20 protein-coding genes are annotated in these 19,143 nt (G+C 72.4%); 19 read left to right on the top strand and 1 reads right to left on the bottom strand.

Annotation, left to right across the window (positions count from 1 at the left end; genetic code table 11):
* The first annotated feature begins 24 nt into the window (after positions 1–24).
* Positions 25–2,475 (top strand): [protein-PII] uridylyltransferase, encoded by a 2,451-nt coding sequence (locus tag ACLU3S_RS20185; protein ID WP_413953300.1) that lies wholly within the window; start codon positions 25–27, stop codon positions 2,473–2,475.
* A gap of 219 nt (positions 2,476–2,694) precedes the next feature.
* Positions 2,695–4,245, top strand: coding sequence for a signal recognition particle protein (gene ffh, locus ACLU3S_RS20180; protein ID WP_413953299.1), 1,551 nt, complete (start codon positions 2,695–2,697; stop codon positions 4,243–4,245).
* 158 nt (positions 4,246–4,403) lie between these two features.
* Here the strand turns inward: ffh and ACLU3S_RS20175 are convergent, their stop codons facing one another.
* On the bottom strand, positions 4,404–5,291 hold the full coding sequence (locus tag ACLU3S_RS20175) for a class I SAM-dependent methyltransferase (protein WP_413953298.1): 888 nt from the start codon (positions 5,289–5,291) through the stop codon (positions 4,404–4,406).
* A 523-nt stretch (positions 5,292–5,814) separates the two neighbouring features.
* Here ACLU3S_RS20175 and ACLU3S_RS20170 point away from each other — a divergent pair.
* The 17 genes from ACLU3S_RS20170 to ACLU3S_RS20090 all read left to right on the top strand — a co-directional run.
* Positions 5,815–6,411: a hypothetical protein gene (locus ACLU3S_RS20170; RefSeq protein ID WP_413953297.1), complete on the top strand. Its 597-nt coding sequence runs from the start codon at positions 5,815–5,817 to the stop codon at positions 6,409–6,411.
* A gap of 380 nt (positions 6,412–6,791) precedes the next feature.
* Positions 6,792–7,211 (top strand): 30S ribosomal protein S16, encoded by a 420-nt coding sequence (rpsP, locus tag ACLU3S_RS20165; protein ID WP_413953296.1) that lies wholly within the window; start codon positions 6,792–6,794, stop codon positions 7,209–7,211.
* Between the two features lie 5 nt (positions 7,212–7,216).
* Positions 7,217–7,456, top strand: a complete 240-nt coding sequence (locus ACLU3S_RS20160; protein WP_003973401.1) for an RNA-binding protein — start codon at positions 7,217–7,219, stop codon at positions 7,454–7,456.
* Between the two features lie 102 nt (positions 7,457–7,558).
* Complete coding sequence (rimM, locus tag ACLU3S_RS20155) at positions 7,559–8,113, top strand: ribosome maturation factor RimM (RefSeq protein WP_413953295.1); 555 nt, start codon at positions 7,559–7,561, stop codon at positions 8,111–8,113.
* Positions 8,113–8,946, top strand: a complete 834-nt coding sequence (gene trmD / locus ACLU3S_RS20150) for a tRNA (guanosine(37)-N1)-methyltransferase TrmD (protein WP_413953294.1) — start codon at positions 8,113–8,115, stop codon at positions 8,944–8,946. The genes rimM and trmD overlap by 1 nt, the downstream gene beginning before the upstream one ends.
* Positions 8,947–9,079: 133 nt before the next feature.
* Positions 9,080–9,430 (top strand): 50S ribosomal protein L19, encoded by a 351-nt coding sequence (rplS, locus tag ACLU3S_RS20145; RefSeq protein WP_029385574.1) that lies wholly within the window; start codon positions 9,080–9,082, stop codon positions 9,428–9,430.
* Positions 9,431–9,475: 45 nt separating this feature from the next.
* Positions 9,476–10,177, top strand: coding sequence for a signal peptidase I (gene lepB, locus ACLU3S_RS20140; RefSeq protein WP_413953293.1), 702 nt, complete (start codon positions 9,476–9,478; stop codon positions 10,175–10,177).
* Positions 10,170–11,261: a signal peptidase I gene (gene lepB / locus ACLU3S_RS20135; protein WP_413953292.1), complete on the top strand. Its 1,092-nt coding sequence runs from the start codon at positions 10,170–10,172 to the stop codon at positions 11,259–11,261. Before lepB (ACLU3S_RS20140) ends, lepB (ACLU3S_RS20135) begins: the two co-directional genes overlap by 8 nt.
* Positions 11,149–12,129: a signal peptidase I gene (lepB, locus tag ACLU3S_RS20130; RefSeq protein WP_413953291.1), complete on the top strand. Its 981-nt coding sequence runs from the start codon at positions 11,149–11,151 to the stop codon at positions 12,127–12,129. Before lepB (ACLU3S_RS20135) ends, lepB (ACLU3S_RS20130) begins: the two co-directional genes overlap by 113 nt.
* Before the next feature lie 149 nt (positions 12,130–12,278).
* Positions 12,279–13,016 (top strand): signal peptidase I, encoded by a 738-nt coding sequence (gene lepB / locus ACLU3S_RS20125; protein ID WP_413953290.1) that lies wholly within the window; start codon positions 12,279–12,281, stop codon positions 13,014–13,016.
* Complete coding sequence (locus tag ACLU3S_RS20120) at positions 13,006–13,530, top strand: NUDIX hydrolase (RefSeq protein WP_413953289.1); 525 nt, start codon at positions 13,006–13,008, stop codon at positions 13,528–13,530. The genes lepB (ACLU3S_RS20125) and ACLU3S_RS20120 overlap by 11 nt, the downstream gene beginning before the upstream one ends.
* Positions 13,531–13,618: 88 nt before the next feature.
* Positions 13,619–13,927 carry a DUF2469 domain-containing protein gene (locus tag ACLU3S_RS20115; protein ID WP_003965949.1) on the top strand — a complete coding sequence of 103 codons (309 nt, stop codon included), beginning with the start codon at positions 13,619–13,621 and terminating at the stop codon, positions 13,925–13,927.
* Between the two features lie 294 nt (positions 13,928–14,221).
* Positions 14,222–14,587: a YraN family protein gene (locus ACLU3S_RS20110; RefSeq protein ID WP_413953288.1), complete on the top strand. Its 366-nt coding sequence runs from the start codon at positions 14,222–14,224 to the stop codon at positions 14,585–14,587.
* A complete protein-coding gene (locus tag ACLU3S_RS20105; RefSeq protein ID WP_413953287.1) occupies positions 14,588–16,213 on the top strand; it encodes a YifB family Mg chelatase-like AAA ATPase in 1,626 nt (541 codons plus the stop codon). It abuts the gene before it with no gap.
* Positions 16,210–17,370, top strand: a complete 1,161-nt coding sequence (gene dprA, locus ACLU3S_RS20100) for a DNA-processing protein DprA (RefSeq protein WP_413953286.1) — start codon at positions 16,210–16,212, stop codon at positions 17,368–17,370. The genes ACLU3S_RS20105 and dprA overlap by 4 nt, the downstream gene beginning before the upstream one ends.
* Positions 17,371–17,692: 322 nt before the next feature.
* Positions 17,693–18,535 (top strand): RNA polymerase sigma factor WhiG, encoded by an 843-nt coding sequence (whiG, locus tag ACLU3S_RS20095; protein ID WP_413953285.1) that lies wholly within the window; start codon positions 17,693–17,695, stop codon positions 18,533–18,535.
* 66 nt (positions 18,536–18,601) lie between these two features.
* On the top strand, positions 18,602–19,143 hold a 542-nt coding region (locus tag ACLU3S_RS20090; protein ID WP_413953308.1), incomplete at its 3' end, for a TetR/AcrR family transcriptional regulator.

Here is a 19,143-nt window from a genome sequence, read left to right as displayed (position 1 = left end):
CAGCAACGGAACAGGAGTCGCTGGGTGACGGGTACGGATGTGCGGACAGAACCGGAAGGCTCGGGACCCGGCGGCTACGCGGCGGCCCGGCTGCGCCTCCTCACCGAGGGGGCGCGGTCCGGGCCGCCGCGCCGTGCGGCCCTCGCCACACTGACCGACGACTGGCTCGCCGGGCTGTTCGCCGCGGCGGCCGGTCCCGCGCACGGCGTCTGCCTCGTCGCCGTCGGCGGCTACGGCCGCGGTGAGCTGTCCCCGCGCAGCGACCTGGACCTCCTGCTGCTGCACGACGGCTCCGACCCCACCGCCGTCGCCGCCGTCGCCGACCGCCTCTGGTATCCCGTCTGGGACCTCGGCCTCGCCCTGGACCACTCGGTGCGCACCCCCGGCGAGGCCCGCAAGACCGCCGGCGAGGACCTGAAGGTCCAGCTCGGCCTGCTGGACGCCCGCCACCTCGCCGGCGACCTCGGCCTCACCACGGCACTGCGCACCGCTGTCCTCGCCGACTGGCGCAACCAGGCTCCCAAGCGCCTGCCCGAGCTGCAGGAGCTGTGCGCCGAGCGCGCCGCGCGCCAGGGCGAGCTGCGGTACCTGCTGGAGCCCGACCTGAAGGAGGCCCGCGGCGGTCTGCGTGACGCCACCGCCCTGCGGGCCGTGGCCGCCTCCTGGCTCGCTGACGCCCCGCGCGAGGGTCTCGCGGACGCCCGACGGCGCCTGCTCGATGTGCGGGACGCGCTCCACCTGGCCACCGGCCGCGCGACCGACCGGCTCGCGCTGCAGGAGCAGGACCAGGTGGCCGCCGAGCTGGGCCTCTTGGACGCCGACACGCTGCTGCGGCAGGTGTACGAGGCGGCGCGCGTCATCGCGTACGCCGGCGATGTCACCTGGCGCGAGGTGGGGCGCGTGCTGCGCTCGCGTGCCGTCCGGCCGCGGCTGCGCGCCATGCTGGGCGGGAAACCGGTCGCCGAGCGCTCCCCGCTCGCCGAGGGAGTCGTGGAGCAGGACGGCGAGGTGGTGCTGGCCCGCGCCGCACGCCCCGAACGCGACCCCGTGCTCCCGCTGCGCGCCGCGGCCGCCGCGGCCCAGGCCGGCCTCCCGCTCTCCCTGCACGCCGTACGGCGCATGGCCGCCACCGTGCGCCCGCTGTCCACGCCCTGGCCCGCCGAGGCCCGCGAGCAGCTGGTGACCCTGCTCGGCTCCGGCCGCCCGACCGTCGAGGTCTGGGAGGCCCTGGAGGCCGAGGGCCTGATCAGCCGCATGCTGCCCGACTGGGAGCGGGTGCGCTGCCGCCCCCAGCGCAACGCCGTCCACATCTGGACCGTCGACCGGCACCTGATCGAGACCGCCGTCCGCGCCTCCGCGCTCACCCGCCGCGTCAGCCGCCCCGACCTCCTCCTGGTCGCCGCCCTGCTGCACGACATCGGCAAGGGATGGCCCGGCGACCACTCCGTGGCCGGCGAGATCATCGCCGGGGACGTGGCCGCCCGGATCGGCTTCGACCGCGCGGACGCGAACGTCCTGTCGGCCCTCGTCCGCCACCACCTGCTGCTGGTCGAGACGGCCACGCGCCGCGATCTGGACGACCCGGCCACGGTCCGCTCGGTCGCCGAGGCGGTCGGCACCCAGAGCACGCTGGAGCTGCTGCACGCCCTCACCGAGGCGGACGCCCTCGCCACCGGCCCGGCGGCCTGGTCCTCCTGGCGCGGCTCCCTCGTCGCCGACCTGGTCCGGCGTGTGTCCGCGGTCCTCGCCGGGAACGCCCCCGACGAGCAGCCCGAGCCGGCCGCGCCCACGGCCGAGCAGGAACGCCTGGCCATCGAGGCCTTCCGCACCCGCGGCCCGGTCCTCGCGCTGCGCGCGCAGACCGAACCGGTCGTCGAGGCGGAGCCCGCCGCAGAGCCGGAACCCCTCGGCGTGGAACTGCTCGTGGCCGTACCCGACCAACCCGGCGTGCTGCCGGCGGTCGCCGGCGTCCTCGCCGTGCACCGACTGACCGTCCGCACCGCGGAGCTGCGCGCCGTGCGCCTGCCGGACGACGTCGACGAGGGCGCGGTGCTGCTGCTCAACTGGCGGGTGGCCGCCGAGTACGGCTCCCTGCCCCAGGCGGCCCGCCTGCGCGCCGACCTGGTCCGCGCCCTGGACGGCTCCCTGGACGTGGCCGGCCGCCTCGCCGAACGGGACGCCGCCTACCCGCGCCGCCGCGGCTGGGCGGCCCCGCCGCCCCGGGTGACCGTGGCCCCGGCGGCCTCCCACCACGCCACCGTGATCGAGGTCCGCACCCAGGACGCCCCCGGCCTGCTGTACCGGATCGGCATGGCCCTGGAGAAGGCGGGGGTGCGGGTGCGGAGCATGCACGTGAGCACGCTGGGCTCCAACGCCGTCGACGCCTTCTACGTCACGACCGGCGCGGGCGAACAGCTGCCCCGGCAGGACGCGGGATCCCTGGCACGGGCGCTGGAGGAGACGCTGCGGGCGTGACGCCGCCGGTCTGTGTCCGTTGGCCAGGCGTACTCCCCGCCGACGCGGGGGTGATCCGGTCGCGCTGAGCCGGTCGGACAGCGTGTCCAACTGCTCCCCGCAGCTGCGGGGAGCAGCCCCCGTCCGCCGGGACCAGCGGACGGGGGCGGATTACTCGCGGAGCCGGATACCCTGGAGGGCAGCCGAGAACGCCCCCGACTCCCGAGGACCGACGCCGCCGTGTTCGACACTCTCTCCGACCGCTTGTCAGCTACTTTCAAGTCCCTCCGGGGCAAGGGCAGGCTGTCCGAGGCGGACATCGACGCCACCGCCCGCGAGATCCGCATCGCGCTCCTCGAAGCCGATGTGGCCCTGCCCGTCGTGCGCTCGTTCATCAAGAACGTCAAGGAGCGGGCCCTCGGCGCCGAGGTCTCGCGCGCGCTGAACCCGGCCCAGCAGGTCCTCAAGATCGTCAATGACGAGCTGGTCACGATCCTCGGCGGCGAGACCCGGCGGCTCCGCTTCGCCAAGCAGCCCCCCACCGTGATCATGCTGGCGGGTCTGCAGGGTGCCGGTAAGACCACCCTCGCGGGCAAGCTCGGCATGTGGCTCAAGGAGCAGGGCCACTCCCCGCTGCTGGTCGCCTGTGACCTGCAGCGCCCGAACGCCGTCAACCAGCTGAGCGTCGTCGCCGAGCGCGCCGGCGTCGCGGTCTACGCCCCGGAGCCGGGCAACGGCGTCGGCGACCCGGTCAAGGTCGCCAAGGACTCCATCGACTTCGCGAGGACGAAGGTCCACGACATCGTGATCGTGGACACCGCCGGCCGCCTCGGCATCGACGCCGAGATGATGCAGCAGGCCGCGGACATCCGGGACGCGGTCTCGCCGGACGAGATCCTGTTCGTCGTCGACGCGATGATCGGTCAGGACGCCGTCAACACCGCCGAGGCCTTCCGCGACGGCGTCGGCTTCGACGGCGTGGTGCTGTCCAAGCTCGACGGCGACGCCCGCGGTGGCGCCGCCCTGTCCATCCGGCAGATCACCGGCAAGCCGATCATGTTCGCGTCGAACGGCGAGAAGCTGGACGACTTCGACGCGTTCCACCCGGACCGGATGGCCTCCCGCATCCTCGACATGGGTGACCTGCTCACCCTGATCGAGCAGGCGGAGAAGACCTTCAGCCAGGAAGAGGCCGCCAAGATGGCCTCGAAGCTGGCGTCCAAGAAGGGCCAGGACTTCACCCTGGACGACTTCCTGGCCCAGATGGAGCAGGTCCGCAAGATGGGCTCCATCTCGAAGCTGCTCGGCATGCTCCCGGGCATGGGCCAGATCAAGGACCAGATCCAGAACATCGACGAGCGGGACGTCGACCGCACCGCCGCGATCATCAAGTCGATGACCCCGGGCGAGCGCCAGGACCCGACGATCATCAACGGATCCCGCCGCGCCCGTATCGCCAAGGGTTCCGGTGTCGACGTCAGCGCGGTGAAGAACCTGGTCGAGCGGTTCTTCGAGGCCCGCAAGATGATGTCGCGCATGGCCCAGGGCGGCGGCATGCCGGGCATGCCGGGGATCCCGGGCATGGGCGGCGGGCCCGGCCGGCAGAAGAAGCAGCAGAAGAAGGCCAAGGGCAAGCAGCGCTCCGGCAACCCGATGAAGCGCAAGCAGCAGGAGCTGGAGGCGGCACAGCGCCGCGAGGCCGCCGCCCAGGGCGGGAACGCCTTCGGACTGCCGCAGCAGGGCGCCCAGGACTTCGAGCTCCCGGACGAGTTCAAGAAGTTCATGGGCTGAGTCCCCGCCGGGCGTGCCAGGGGTTGGCCTCGTGCCGACACCGAGCGGCCGTCGTTCGCGCACGACGACCTCCGGGCCCACCCGACCCGGCACAACGTCGCCCGTCGTACCGGATCGCGGGCATCCCGCGCCCGAGGAAGGATGCCGAGGAGGTCCGGCTAGGGCACGCGCGCGATCAGGTAGCGGAAGACGTTCGGCATCCACACGGTGCCGTCCGGGCGCCGGTGCGGGTGCAGGGCCTCCGTCAGCTCCTTGGCCACCTGCTTGGCGTCGCTCGCCGCGATCGCCGCGTCGAACAGGCCGGTCGACAGCAGCCCCCGCACCGCGCTGTCCAGGTCGGCGTACCCGAACGGACAGGCCACCCTTCCCGAGCCGTCCGGCCGCAGCCCCGCCCGCTGGGCGACCTCCTCCAGGTCGTCCCGCCGGGCGGGACGCCAGCGGCGCGCGCTGCGCAGCGGATCGGCCATTTTCGTCGCCACCCGCAGCACCGAGGAGGTGGCGCAGCGCTCCGGCGGGCCCCAGCCGGCCAGCACCACGGCGGCACCGCGCCCGGCCCCCGGCAGCGCGGCCGCCAGCAGCTCGCCGAGCCCCTCGGAGTCCCCCGCGAGGCAGCCGATCGGCTCGAAGGCGGTCACCAGGGTGTACGCGGCGCTCTCCGCGTCGACCGCGTCCGCGGGCGAGCCCTCGACGAGGTGCGGGGCCCCCCGCGCCCGCGCGGGCCGCGCGCCGCACGCGCCGCCGCTTCTGCCGCGCGGGGTGTCCGGCTGGAGCCGCTCGCGCGCGAGGGCGAGCCGCTCCGGGGAGGAGTCGACACCGGTGACAGCCGCGCCTCTCGCGGCCGCCATCAGCAGGGCGAGCCCGGAACCGCAGCGCAGGCCCAGCAGCCGGGTGGCCGGACCCACGTCAAGTCGCTCGTAGACGGCCTCGTAGAGCGGGACCAGCATCCGCTCCTGGATCTCGGACCAGTCACGCGCGCGTGCACCCGCGTTCACGCGGGGCGCGGGGTCCGCGTGGGCCGGGTGCTGCCGCACGAGCGTAGGTGTCATAGGTAAGCGCCCCAATCCGCCGACAGTTCACCGCTGTGCCCGGTTGCGTGGCCCCCGTGCCGTGCGCGCGCACTTCCCACGTATGCCAGGTAACTCCCGGCCCGCGGTGCCGTCCAGGGGTCGAGTCGCCCCGCTTGGGCCCTGAGGGCGGGTGTGGCGAGATTTCACGTCCTGGTAATCCGGGTGGCCCTACGGTGTCCGCTCCGGGGGGACGGGCCCGTGCCGGGGGCCGAGGCGGGGCGCGGTAACGTCACGGCCGTCACGGACGCTGACTTGGATGAGGCCACGCGCCAAGAGCGGCCGAAACCTCTCTTGCGCACCTGCCGACCACCGTCGCACGAGGCCGTACGCGCCGGGGCGTAGCGCGGACTACGCACCACCTTGGTATGAGCTGTGCGGCTTCTCCGCAGATCAGCGCACCCGCCCTCGTCCGGACGCATCAGCGGCAACTGACGGGTAAGTGCAAATTATTTGGGATGCCCCGGAATAGGAACACAGCGGCACCCCCGCTCGTTGTCATTACGTGAGCACGACACAGACACCACCTGTTCTCGCCGCGGAGCTGGCACAGGCGTGGGCCGACATTCAGCGGTACCACCCCGAGCTGCCGGACCTCGCCGCGCCAGAATCCCTGATCGGAGAGTCGTCGTCCGCGTGCGGTCACGAACTCTCCTTCGAGCGACTGCTCCATGAGGCAGTCCATGGCATCGCCGCCGCCCGTGGGGTCCGCGACACCTCCCGCGCCGGCCGGTACCACAACCGCCGCTTCCTCGCGATCGCCGAGGAGCTCGGCCTCGACCACCCCGAGGAGCCGCACCCGAGCAGCGGTTTCTCGCTGGTCACGCTCAACGCCGAGGCGAAGCGGCGCTACCGCCCGACGATGGAGCGGCTCCAGCGCGCGCTGAAGGCCCACACGGCCGCCACCTCCGCCGACACCTCCCGCACCTTCCGCGGCCCGGCGGCCCGCCACGGCTCCTCCGGTGGCGGCGTCCGCGTCAAGGCCGTCTGCGACTGCGGGCGCAACGTCCGGGTGGTGCCGTCCGTCCTGGCCCAGGCTCCGATCGTCTGCGGCGGCTGCGGCAAGCCCTTCAGAATCCCGGAGGTCGTGGGAGCGGCGTGATCGGCGAGGCCACGGAGTACCGGCATCTCGTGGGTGCCGGTGGTGGCCGGCGCGATGTGGGGCGCCGCTGCGCGCCGTAGCTGCGGGCAGTCGTGCCGCTGGGGCGGCACGGGTGGGCGCAGCGGCACCTCGTAGCGCCGAGCAGTGCGCCCGACGTGACCTCACCTCCACGCCGGGTGCCCCCCAGGCATGCCCAAGACCACCCAGAGCCCTCGGCCGAAAGCGACCCGCAGGGTGTGGCACAATGACTAGCTGTACTCGACAGCCGCACAGGACCCCTCTCTCCTCCGGCTGACGCGTCCATCGGGCACTCGGGTACCGCAACCCCACGCGGCAGCTCGCCGTGCCCAACCACGTCAAATCCAGGAGAACCCACTCCCGTGGCAGTCAAGATCAAGCTGAAGCGTCTGGGCAAGATCCGTTCGCCTCACTACCGCATCGTCGTCGCCGACTCCCGCACCCGCCGTGATGGCCGGGCCATCGAGGAGATCGGCAAGTACCACCCGACCTACAACCCGTCGGTCATCGAGGTGGACGCCGAGCGCGTGGCGTACTGGCTGGGTGTCGGCGCGCAGCCGACCGAGCCCGTGCTGGCCATCCTGAAGAAGACCGGCGACTGGCAGAAGTTCAAGGGCGAGCCCGCCCCGGCGCCGCTGCTCGTCGCCGAGCCGAAGGCCGCGCGTCCGTCGTTCGAGGCTCTCGCCGGTGACGACGAGGGCAAGGGTGAGGCGATCACCCAGAAGAAGAAGGCTGAGAAGAAGGACGAGGCGGCTGCCGAGTCCGCGTCGACCGAGGCCTGAGCAGCATGCTCGAAGAGGCGCTTGAGCACCTCGTGAAGGGCATCGTCGACAACCCTGACGATGTGCAGGTCGCCTCGCGCAACCTGCGCCGCGGGCGCGTGCTCGAGGTCCGGGTCCACCCCGACGACCTCGGCAAGGTGATCGGCCGCAACGGCCGCACCGCGCGAGCCCTGCGCACCGTCGTGGGCGCCATCGGCGGCCGCGGTGTCCGCGTCGACCTGGTCGACGTGGACCACGTCCGCTGACGCTTCATCGCAACCGGCTCGGGCCGGGGAGGGCCACAGGGCCGTCCCCGGCCCGCAGTCGTATGAGCAGGCCCAGCAGGAGATGACAGGAGAACTGGACACGTGCAGCTGGTAGTCGCACGGATCGGCCGCGCCCACGGCATCAAGGGCGAGGTCACCGTCGAGGTACGTACCGACGAGCCGGAGCTGCGGCTCGCGCCGGGCGCCGTCCTGGCCACCGACCCGGCCTCCGCCGGGCCGCTCACCATCGTCTCCGGCCGGGTCCACAGCGGGCGCCTGCTGCTGCGCTTCGACGGCGTCGGCGACCGCAACGCCGCCGAGGCCCTGCGCAACACCCTGCTGATCGCCGAGGTGGACCCGGACGAGCTGCCCGAGGGCGAGGACGAGTACTACGACCACCAGCTCATCGACCTCGACGTGGTCACCGAGGACGGGGCGGAGGTCGGGCGGATCACCGAGATCTCGCACCTGCCCACGCAGGACCTGTTCATCGTGGAGCGCCCCGACGGCACCGAGGTGCTGATCCCCTTCGTGGAGGAGATCGTCACCGACATCGACCTGGAGGAGCAGAAGGCCGTGATCGCGCCGCCGCCGGGCCTGATCGACGACCGTGCCGAGATCGCCTCCTCCCGGGAAGAGTCCGGAGACGAGTCGTAATGCGCCTCGACGTCGTCACGATCTTCCCCGAGTACCTGGAGCCCCTGAACGTCTCCCTCGTCGGCAAGGCACGCGCGCGCGGACAGCTCGCCGTGCACGTGCACGACCTGCGGGACTGGACGTACGACCGGCACCACACGGTCGACGACACGCCGTACGGCGGCGGCCCGGGCATGGTCATGAAGACCGAGCCCTGGGGCGACGCCCTGGACACCGTCCTCGCCGACGGCTACGAGACCGGCGCCCACGCGCCCGCGCTGATCGTCCCCACCCCCAGCGGCCGCCCGTTCACCCAGGAACTGGCCGTCGAACTCTCCGAGCGCCCCTGGCTGATCTTCACGCCGGCCCGCTACGAGGGCATCGACCGGCGCGTCATGGACGAGTACGCCACCCGGCTGCCCGTCTACGAGGTCTCCATCGGCGACTACGTCCTCGCCGGCGGCGAGGCGGCCGTGCTTGTCGTCACCGAAGCCGTGGCGCGGCTGCTGCCCGGCGTCCTCGGCAACGCCGAGTCCCACCGGGACGACTCCTTCGCGCCCGGCGCGATGGCCAACCTCCTGGAAGGGCCCGTCTACACCAAGCCGCCCGTCTGGCGCGGCCGGGACATCCCCGACGTGCTGCTCAGCGGCCACCACGGGAAGATCGCCCGCTGGCGCCGCGACGAGGCGCTGCGGCGTACGACGCTCAACCGGCCCGACCTGATCGAGCACTGCGACCCCAAGGCCTTCGACAAGAAGGACCGGGAGATGCTCTCCGTCCTGGGCTGGGAGCCGGACCCCGAAGGCCACCCGCACGGCCGATTTTGGCGGCGGGCCGGGGGCATGGAAGAATAGGCCGCTGTTGTGCGCCCGTCCGGCGTGCGCCCCTGCCACAGGGGGACACGACGCCCGCCCCGACCCGCACGGCACACCCTGTACACCTAGCTCCCGTTGATGACCTGTGGCATCAGCGAAGAAAGCAGACGAAATGTCTCACCTGCTCGACTCCGTCGACGCCGCGTCGCTGCGCAGCGACGTCCCGGCCTTCCGCCCGGGCGACACCGTCAACGTCCACGTCCGCGTCATCGAGGGCAACCGCTCCCGTGTGCAGCAGTTCAAGGGCGTGGTGATCCGCCGCCAGGGCTCCGGCGTCCGCGAGACCTTCACGGTCCGCAAGGTCTCGTTCTCCGTCGGCGTCGAGCGCACCTTCCCGGTGCACACCCCGATCGTCGAGAAGATCGAGCTGGTCACCAAGGGTGACGTGCGCCGTGCCAAGCTGTACTACCTCCGTGAGCTGCGCGGCAAGGCCGCGAAGATCAAGGAGAAGCGCGAGAGCTGAGCGCTTCTTCGGCGTCACAGCGGGGCCGGATAGCATCTGGCCCCGATGGACACCGAAGCACAGCCGACGGAACGCGACCGCACCTTGCGCCCGGAGTCCCCGGGCGCGGAGGGGCGGTCGCGTTTCGCGTGGGCGGCGCGGATCGCCGAGTGGCTCCCGGGCGGCCGCATCACCCTCACCCTCTTCGCCTGCCTGGCGTTTTTGCTCGTCCTCAACACTCTCGTGGTGCAGCCGTTCCAGATTCCGAGCGGATCCATGGAACAGGGTTTGAGGATCGGGGACCGCGTTCTCGTAAATAAGTTGGCGTACCGTTTCGGTGCCCGGCCGCGCCGCGGTGACGTGGTTGTGTTCGACGGCACCGGGTATTTCGGGGACGCCGACTACATCAAGCGCGTTGTCGGGGTGGGGGGAGACCATGTGGTCTGCTGCGACAAGAAGGGGAGGCTCGAGGTGAACGGCCGGGCGGTCGACGAGACGGCGTTCCTGTATCCCGGGGACGACGCCTCCAGCGTGCCCTTCGACGTCGTCGTACCCGCCGGACGCCTCTTCCTCCTCGGTGACCACCGCAGCGGCTCCCGCGACTCCCGCGACCACCTCGGCTCGCCCGGCGGCGGCATGGTCCCCGTCGGCGACGTCATCGGCCGGGCCGACTGGATCGTGTGGCCCTACGCCCACTGGACGCATCTGACGCGGCCGTCCGCCTACGCGCGCGTGCCCGCCGCCCCGGCAGGGGGCGCCCATGGGTAACCGCGGCAAACCGCGCGGGGTGCCCAGCACGCCGGTCGACAACCTGCTGCCCACCGGGGCGCGCCGCCCCTCCGCGCCCGGCGGCGGCCGCACGCGCGCGGAGCGGCGCAAACTGCAGCGCAAGGTCAAACGCAAGCGCAGGCGTTCAGCCGTACGGGAGATCCCGCTGCTGCTCGGCGTCGCCGTGCTCATCGCGCTGGTGCTGAAGACCTTCCTCGTCCAGGCGTTCGTGATCCCCTCCGGCTCCATGGAGGAGACGATCCGGATCCACGACCGCGTCCTGGTCGACAAGCTCACCCCGTGGTTCGGTTCCACACCGCAGCGCGGGGACGTCATCGTCTTCCACGACCCGGGCGGCTGGCTGGGGGACGAGCAGACCGAGAAGAAGCACGATCCCGTCGTCGTCAAGCAGCTCAAGGAGGGCCTCACCTTCATCGGCCTGCTGCCGTCCGACAACGAGAAGGACCTGATCAAACGGGTCATCGGGGTCGGTGGCGACCACGTCAAGTGCTGCGACACGCAGGGCCGCGTCACGGTCAACGGGGTACCGCTCAGCGAGTCGGGCTACCTGTATCCGGGCAACGCCCCCTCCGCCACGCCCTTCGACATCACCGTCCCCCAGGGCCGGCTGTGGGTGATGGGGGACCACCGGGAGCTCTCCGCGGACTCCCGCGCGCACCAGAACACCCCCTATGGCGGAACGGTCTCCGAGAAGTCCGTGGTCGGCCGGGCCATGGTCATCGGCTGGCCGGTCGGCCACTGGACGCGCCTGAGGGAACCTAAAACCTTTGCAAGCGTTTCCCACTCCGTGTCGGGTGCGACCGCGGCCCCGCGCTTGTCGCATAGGGTTGCTCCCGAGAATCCGAACGGAATGACCCAGCTCCCGACCCCTGCGGAACTCCCGCTCGTTATGGGAGTGGTGGGCCTGCGCCGTATGTGGCGCAGGCGGCGGCACGGAGTAAGGAGTTGGCGTGGGGGATGTGGCGGTTGGCGCACGGTCGGGACACGACGGCGAGGAGCACCGCGGGCACCCCGTGGAAGCACACGCCCCTGTGCCGGACGGCGCCATGACCTCCGGGAATGACCCGGCGGGCGACGAGGGCACCCCGCAGGACGCGGGGCGCCCCGGGGCCGTGGACGCGGGTGCGGGCGGGGACGCGCGCACGCCGAAGAAACCGCGTTCCCTCTGGAAGGAGCTGCCGATCCTGATCGGCATCGCGCTGGTGCTGGCGCTGCTGATCAAGACGTTCCTGGTGCAGGCGTTCTCGATCCCGTCCGACTCGATGCAGGACACCCTCCAGAAGGGCGACCGCGTCCTGGTCGACAAGCTGACCCCGTGGTTCGGCTCCAAGCCCGAGCGCGGCGAGGTCGTCGTCTTCCACGACCCGGACGACTGGCTGGCGGGCGAGCCGGCGCCCAACCCGAACCCGGTGCAGAAGGTCCTCAGCTGGATCGGCCTGATGCCCTCGGCGGAGGAGAAGGACCTGATCAAGCGGGTGATCGGGGTCGGCGGCGACACCATCGAGTGCAAGAACGCGGGCCCGTTGCTGGTCAACGGCCACCCGCTGAACGAGCCGTACGTCTACCCGGGCAACACGCCGTGCAGCGTGGACGACCAGGGCGGACAGTTCAAGGTGAAGGTCCCCAAGGGCTACATCTGGGTGATGGGCGACCACCGCCAGAACTCCCGCGACTCGCGCTACAACCAGTCCGACAAGAACCACGGCTTCGTGCCCGTCGACAAGGTCGTCGGCCGCGCCATCGTCAGGGCCTGGCCGATCGGCCGCTGGGGCACCCTGCCCGTCCCGGACACCTTCGACCAGCCCGGTCTCGGCCATCAGGCGCCGGCCGCGGCGTCCCTGACGGTGGCCCCGCAGGGCGTGGCCGTCGTCGCGGTGCTGCCGGTGGTCGTGTGGCGCCGCCGCAGGACGGCGAAGGCGCGGCGGGGCTGAGCAGACCGACCACGGGCGCCCTGGCCGCCGTTCGGCGGACCGGCGGCGCCCTTGCGTTTGCCCTGCGTGGGTCGACTACCACTTCTTCACCAACCCAGCCAGGTGGGCGGGTGGGCAAGCCCCGGTACTGCCAGGTAGGGTCCCGGTCCATGAGTGGTGAGAGCAGGCAACGGATCGGACAGCGCCTGTCGGGGCTGGCCGTGGCGCTGGGCCTGGCGCTGTTCCTGGGCGGATTCGCGTGGGGCGCCGTGGCGTACCGGCCCTACACCGTGCCCACCAGCTCCATGACCCCCACCATCGACGTCGGCGACCGGGTGCTCGCCCAGCGCGTCGACGGGAGCGAGGTGCGTCGCGGCGACGTCGTCGTCTTCCGGGACAAGAGCTGGGTCACCAACGCCAACGTGGTCAAGCGCGTCGTCGCGGTCGGCGGCGACACCGTCTCCTGCTGCACCGACGGCAAGCTGACGGTCAACGGCAAGCAGATCGACGAGCCGTACCTGCCCAAGGGCAGCCTGGCCGAGGTGCAGAACTTCCCCAAGGTGACCGTTCCCAAGGGCCGCCTGTTCCTCCTCGGCGACGAACGCCAGGGCTCCCTGGACTCCACGGCCCACCTCACCGACGCCGCCCGCGGCACCGTCTCGCGCAACGCGGTGTCCGCCCGGGTGGACGCCGTGATCTGGCCGATGAAGGGCATGCTCAAGCGCCCCAGCGGCTTCGAGGCACTGGGCGCGCTGTCCCGGCCCGGCCCGCTGCGCACCATCGAGCTGCTGATCGTCGCGGGCGCCGTCCTGGTCCTCGGGGGCAGCGCCTACGGCCCCCTGGCCAAGCGCATGGGCGGCTCGCGGACCCGTGCCGCCCGAGCGGAGACGGCAGCCGGTGTCCGCTGAGACCGCGCGGACGGGCGAGCAGTCGTACGAGGGCGGCCTGCGCCCGGTGGCCCGGGTGGTGCTGCTCGACCCCGACGACCGCATCCTGCTCCTGCACGGCCATGAGCCGGACGACCCGGCCGACGACTGGTGGTTCACCCCCGGCGGCGGCGTGGAGGGCGCCGAGACGCGCGAGGAGGCCGCGCTGCGGGAACTCGCGGAGGAGACCGGCATCACGGATGTCGCCCTCGGCCCGGTGCTCTGGCAGCGCAGATGCTCCTTCCCGTTCGCAGGCCGGCGCTGGGACCAGGACGAGTGGTACTTCCTGGCCCGTACGACCCAGACCGCGACCGTGGCGACGGGCCTGACGGAGCTGGAGCGGCGCAGTGTCGCCGGAGCGCGCTGGTGGACGTGCCGGGAACTGACCCGGGCGCATGAGACGGTGTATCCGACCAGACTCGCCGGGCTGCTGCGCACGCTGCTCGACGAAGGTCCCCCGGCCAGGCCCGTGATCCTCGACCCGGAAATCGTCTAGCGACATCGTCTGGCGACCCGGAAAACGACTGAGGGTCCGTGGGACTGGCGCACAATGGGGGGATCGCACGGCTGAAGGGGAACATGCCATGAGCGCCGAGGACCTCGAGAAGTACGAGACCGAGATGGAGCTGAAGCTCTACCGGGAGTACCGAGATGTCGTCGGTCTGTTCAAATACGTGATCGAGACCGAGCGGCGCTTCTATCTCACCAACGACTACGAGATGCAGGTGCACTCGGTCCAGGGCGAGGTGTTCTTCGAGGTGTCCATGGCGGATGCCTGGGTCTGGGACATGTACCGGCCGGCCAGGTTCGTCAAGCAGGTCCGCGTCCTGACGTTCAAGGACGTGAACATTGAGGAGCTGAACAAGAGCGATCTGGAGCTTCCGGGCGGCTGACGCGACCGGGGTGGCCGAGGTTGACGTGTCCGAGCGGGCGACGCGACCGGGTGGCCGAGGGCGACGCGTCCGAGCGGCCGTCGCGACCAGGTGGCCGAGGCTGACGCGTGCGAACGGCCTACGCGTCGGAGTGGCTGTGTACCCGGGTGCCTGATGCCGCGCAGCGGCTGGTGCTTCCCGAGGCTGATGAGCGTTCATTCGGGTGACGGAGATTTCCACAACCGCTGAGTAGCCCACCATGATCAACAATGGTGGGGCGGATGCGTGACCGTTGGCGCCGGAGGTGGTGCCGACATGAGCAAGGCACGCAGCGCACTCGGCAAGTACGGCGAGGACCTGGCCGCGCGGCGGCTGGCCCAGGCAGGAATGACGGTTCTGCAGCGCAACTGGCGCGCCGGGCGGACCGGTGAGATCGACATCGTGGCCAGGGACGGTGACGTCCTGGTCGTCTGCGAGGTGAAGACCCGCAGGGGCGGCGGCTACGAGCATCCGATGGCCGCGGTCACCCCCGAGAAGGCCGCACGCCTGCGCGGCCTGGCCGAACGCTGGGTCCACGCCCATGGCGGAGCCCCACCGGGCGGCGTCCGCATCGACCTGGTCGGCGTGCTGCTGCCCCACCGGGGCGCGCCGTGCGTCGAGCACGCCCGGGGGGTGGCCTGAATGGGATTCGCCCGCACGTGTTCCGTGGCCCTCGTCGGCGTCGAGGGCGTGGTCGTCGAGGTCCAGGCCGACCTGGAGCCCGGTGTCGCCGCGTTCACCCTCGTCGGCCTCCCGGACAAGAGCCTGACCGAGAGCCGCGACCGGGTGCGCGCGGCGGTGGTGAACTCGGGCGCCGAGTGGCCGCAGAAGAAACTCACCGTCGGGCTCAGCCCGGCGTCGGTGCCCAAGGCCGGGTCCGGCTTCGACCTGGCCGTCGCCTGCGCGGTCCTCGGTGCCGCCGAGCGCATCGATCCCCGGGTCCTCGCCGACATCGTCATGATCGGAGAGCTGGGCCTGGACGGCCGCGTGCGCCCGGTGCGCGGCATCCTGCCCGCGGTGCTGGCCGCGGCCGACGCCGGCTACGAGCAGGTGGTCGTCCCCGAGTGCGCCGCCGCGGAGGCCGCACTGGTCCCCGGCGTGTCCGTGCTCGGCGTCCGCAGCCTGCGGCAGCTCATCGCCGTCCTGACGGAGGAGCCCGTCCCCGAGGAGGAACCGGACGAGCAGGGCCGCCCCGACCCGCTCCTGGCCGGCCTGCGCGTGCCCGGCGCGGGCGCCGCCACCGGCATGCACAGCATCGGCGCCGCCCAGCACGACCATGATCGCGACCTGGCGGACGTGGTGGGCCAGACCTCGGCCCGTACGGCCGTGCAGGTGGCCGCCGCCGGCGGGCACCATCTGTTCCTGGAGGGCCCGCCCGGCGCGGGCAAGACCATGCTCGCCGAGCGGCTGCCGGCCGTCCTGCCCCGGCTCACCAGGGAGGAGTCCCTGGAGGTCACGGCGGTGCACTCGGTGGCCGGGCTGCTGCCCCCGGACAAGCCGCTGATCGACGCCGCCCCGTACTGCGCCCCGCACCACTCGGCGACCATGCAGTCGCTCGTCGGCGGCGGCCCCGGCGTCCCACGCCCCGGGGCGGTGTCCCTCGCCCATCGCGGCGTGCTGTTTTTGGACGAGGCGCCCGAGTTCCACAGCCACACCCTCGACGCCCTGCGGCAGCCCCTGGAGTCCGGGCATGTGGTGATCGCCCGCAGCGCGGGCGTGGTCCGTTTCCCGGCGCGCTTCCTGATGGTGCTGGCGGCCAACCCCTGTCCCTGCGGGCGCTTCTCGCAGCGCGGCTCCCTGTGCGAGTGCCCACCGTCGGCAATCCGCCGCTACCAGGCCCGGCTCTCCGGACCGCTGCTGGACCGGGTGGACCTGCGCGTCGAGGTCGATCAGGTCACCCGGGCCCAGCTCACCGACCCCGGCGCCCGCGGCGACTCCACGGCGACCGTGGCCGACCGGGTCCGGCAGGCCCGGGAGCGGGCGGCCGCCCGCCTCGCCGGCACACCGTGGCGGACCAACAGCGAGGTGCCCGGCCGCGAGCTGCGCAGCCGGTACCAGCCGGCCACCGGCGCGATGGACGAGGCCGAGCGCCACCTGGAGCGGGGCGTGCTCACCGCCCGGGGGATCGACCGGGTCCTGCGCGTCGCCTGGACGGTCGCCGACCTCGTCGGGCACGGTCGGCCGGACGCCACGGACGTCGCCCTGGCCCTGCAGCTGCGCACCGGCGTCCCTCGCGGAGTCCCGGCGGCCATCGGGGCGCCGGCATGAGCGCAGGCGAGGGCCCGGACGCGGAACTGCTCGGCCGGGTCTTCCTCTCCCGGGTCATCGAGCCGGGCGACGAGGTCGGTGGACGGTGGGTGCGGGAGTTCGGCCTGCCGGAGGTGGTCCGGCGCCTGCGCGGGGACGGTGCGGCGCTGCCGGGAGTCAGCGGGGTGCGCTGGGCGGGGCTCCTCGCGCGCGGCGCGCGGGCGGAGCCGGAGCGGGACCTGGCGGTGGCGCGGGCCGCCGGAGCGCGGTTCGTGCCCCCGGGGCACGCCGAGTGGCCCGGACAGCTGGACGATCTCGGGGATGCCCGGCCCCTCGGGCTCTGGGTGCGCGGCCGGCCCAGCCTGCGGATGTGGGCGCTCAGATCCGTCGCCGTGGTGGGGGCGCGGGCCTGTACCGAGTACGGCACCCATGTGGCGGCCACCCTGGCCGCGGGGCTCGCCGAGCGGGGCTGGGTCGTCGTCTCCGGCGGCGCCTACGGCATCGACGGCGCCGCCCACCGCGGTGCCCTCGCCGCCGGCGGCGCCACCGCCGCCGTCCTGGCCAGCGGCGTCGACCGGCCCTACCCGCGGGGCCACGCCGCCCTGATCGACCGGATCGCGGAACAGGGGCTGGTGGTGGGCGAACTGCCGCCGGGGGACCATCCGACACCGAGCCGGTTCATCCTCCGCAACCGCGTGATCGCCGCCCTGACCAGGGGAACCGTCGTCGTGGAGGCCGCCTGCCGCAGCGGCTCGCTGGCCACCGCGCGCGCCGCGCAACGTCTGGGGCGGTACACCATGGGCGTGCCCGGACCGGTCACCAGCGGGCTCTCGGCCGGTGTGCACGAACTGCTGCGCGGGGAGGCCGTCCTGGTCACCGACGCGGCGGAAGTCGTCGAACTCGTGGGCGACATCGGCGAGCTGGCACCCTCGCGTACCGGCCCGGTTCTGCCGCGTGACCTGCTGGAACCGGCCGCCCGCGCCGTCCTCGCCGCCCTGCCCGGCGACCGCGCGGCCCCCGCGGGGGACATCGCCCTGGGCGCGCGGACCACGCCGGACGAGGCGATCGCGAGGCTGTACGAACTCCGAGCACTTGGTTACGTCGAACGACATGGCGATGGCTGGAAGTTGACACGCCAGGCGATGATCTCGGTCCGCACGGGCCGCCGCCCGTGCTGACCGAGCGTGTTCGGCCGTCCGGGGGAACGCCCGACACCCTTGGGGTTTCCCGGAGTTGGCGCATTCCTCCCGTCACGCAGAGCGAGCTGCGGAGCGAGGCCGCGAGGCCGGCGCGGGCAACTCGCGCGCGGGTGGAGCCTCCCTGTTCGCACACCGCGACTCCTCAGTCACGCTACGCTCACAAAGGCGACGACGCAGACCGCACGAACTCGACACCAGACCGACACAGCTCCCCAGGCAGCCCGCTTCGACCCACGACCCCCACCCCGGCCCACTCACAGCACTTCACGGCACTTCACGGCAGAACGGCACAAGGCGACGAATGCCCCAGCACACCTCCGGGTCCGACCGGGCGGCGATCCCCCCAGCCGCCCGCGACGGTGGCAGCGTGCGGCCGCCCGCTCCCTCGACGCTCGACGAACTGTGGCGGTCGTACAAGGCGACGGGTGACGACCGACTGCGGGAGCAGCTGATCCTGCACTACTCGCCGCTCGTGAAATACGTCGCGGGCCGGGTCAGCGTCGGTCTGCCGCCCAACGTGGAGCAGGCCGACTTCGTCTCCTCCGGGGTGTTCGGCCTCATCGACGCGATCGAGAAGTTCGACGTCGACCGGGAGATCAAGTTCGAGACGTACGCGATCACCCGGATCCGGGGCGCGATGATCGACGAGCTGCGGGCACTCGACTGGATTCCGCGCTCGGTGCGGCAGAAGGCACGCAACGTCGAGCGGGCCTACGCGACCTTGGAGGCCCGGCTGCGGCGCACCCCGACCGAGAGTGAGGTCGCCGCCGAGCTGGGCATGGAGGTCGAGGAACTCCACGCTGTTTTCAGCCAGTTGTCGCTCGCCAACGTGGTTGCTCTGGAGGAGCTGCTGCACGTGGGCGGTGAGGACGGCGACGGACTGAGCTTCATGGACACCCTGGAGGACACCGCCGCGGACAACCCCGTGGAGGTGGCCGAGGACCGGGAGCTGCGGCGGTTCCTCGCGCGGGCCATCAACACGCTGCCCGAGCGGGAGAAGACCGTGGTCACGCTGTACTACTACGAGGGCCTCACGCTCGCCGAGATCGGTAACGTACTCGGGGTCACCGAGAGCCGGGTCAGCCAGATCCACACCAAGTCGGTGCTGCAGCTGCGGGCCAAGCTCGCGAGCTTCGGACGCTGAGCCGGTTCCCGTCCGTCCCGGCGCGTCCGTAAAGTGGTTGACGTGCCAAGGATTCGAGCGGCCTCCGTGGCCGAGCACCGGTCGATGCAGCGAGCCGCCCTGCTGGACGCGGCCCGCTCCCTGCTGTCCGAGGGCGGCACCGAGGCCCTGACCTTCCCCGCGCTGGCCGAGCGGACGGGGCTGGCGCGGTCGTCCGTGTACGAGTACTTCCGGTCGCGTGCGGCCGTGGTCGAGGAGCTGTGCGCGGTCGACTTCCCGCTGTGGGCGGCGGAGGTGGCCGCCGCCATGGAGGGCGCCGACTCACCCGAGGGGAAGGTCGAGGCGTACGTCCGCCGGCAGCTGGCGCTGGTCGGGGACCGGCGGCACCGGGCGGTCGTCGCGATCTCCGCGAGCGAGCTGGACGCGGGGGCCCGGGAGAAGATCCGGGCGGCCCACGGCGGGCTCGTCGCGATGATCGTCGAGGCCCTCGGGGAGATGGGGCACGAGCAGCCCCGGCTGGCGGCGATGCTGCTGCAAGGGGTGGTCGACGCGGCGGTCCGTCGCATCGAGCTCGGCGCGGCGGAGGATCCCGCGGCGGTGACGGACGCCGCGGTTGCCATGGCCCTGGG

It is taken from the genome of Streptomyces sp. AF1A, assembly GCF_047340315.1.
In the GTDB taxonomy this organism is placed as follows: Bacteria; Actinomycetota; Actinomycetes; order Streptomycetales; family Streptomycetaceae; genus Streptomyces.
This window is presented reverse-complemented; position numbering and strand designations above follow the sequence as displayed.

Coding starts and splice junctions, on each gene's coding strand:
- dprA (WP_413953286.1), top strand. CDS start 16,210: ATGAGCGCAGGCGAGGGCCCGGACGCGGAACTGCTCGGCCGGGTCTTC.
- ACLU3S_RS20175 (WP_413953298.1), bottom strand. CDS start 5,291: ATGACACCTACGCTCGTGCGGCAGCACCCGGCCCACGCGGACCCCGCG.
- ACLU3S_RS20115 (WP_003965949.1), top strand. CDS start 13,619: ATGAGCGCCGAGGACCTCGAGAAGTACGAGACCGAGATGGAGCTGAAG.
- lepB (WP_413953290.1), top strand. CDS start 12,279: ATGAGTGGTGAGAGCAGGCAACGGATCGGACAGCGCCTGTCGGGGCTG.
- trmD (WP_413953294.1), top strand. CDS start 8,113: ATGCGCCTCGACGTCGTCACGATCTTCCCCGAGTACCTGGAGCCCCTG.
- rplS (WP_029385574.1), top strand. CDS start 9,080: ATGTCTCACCTGCTCGACTCCGTCGACGCCGCGTCGCTGCGCAGCGAC.
- ACLU3S_RS20160 (WP_003973401.1), top strand. CDS start 7,217: ATGCTCGAAGAGGCGCTTGAGCACCTCGTGAAGGGCATCGTCGACAAC.
- whiG (WP_413953285.1), top strand. CDS start 17,693: ATGCCCCAGCACACCTCCGGGTCCGACCGGGCGGCGATCCCCCCAGCC.
- ACLU3S_RS20105 (WP_413953287.1), top strand. CDS start 14,588: ATGGGATTCGCCCGCACGTGTTCCGTGGCCCTCGTCGGCGTCGAGGGC.
- ACLU3S_RS20110 (WP_413953288.1), top strand. CDS start 14,222: ATGAGCAAGGCACGCAGCGCACTCGGCAAGTACGGCGAGGACCTGGCC.
- lepB (WP_413953293.1), top strand. CDS start 9,476: ATGGACACCGAAGCACAGCCGACGGAACGCGACCGCACCTTGCGCCCG.
- lepB (WP_413953292.1), top strand. CDS start 10,170: ATGGGTAACCGCGGCAAACCGCGCGGGGTGCCCAGCACGCCGGTCGAC.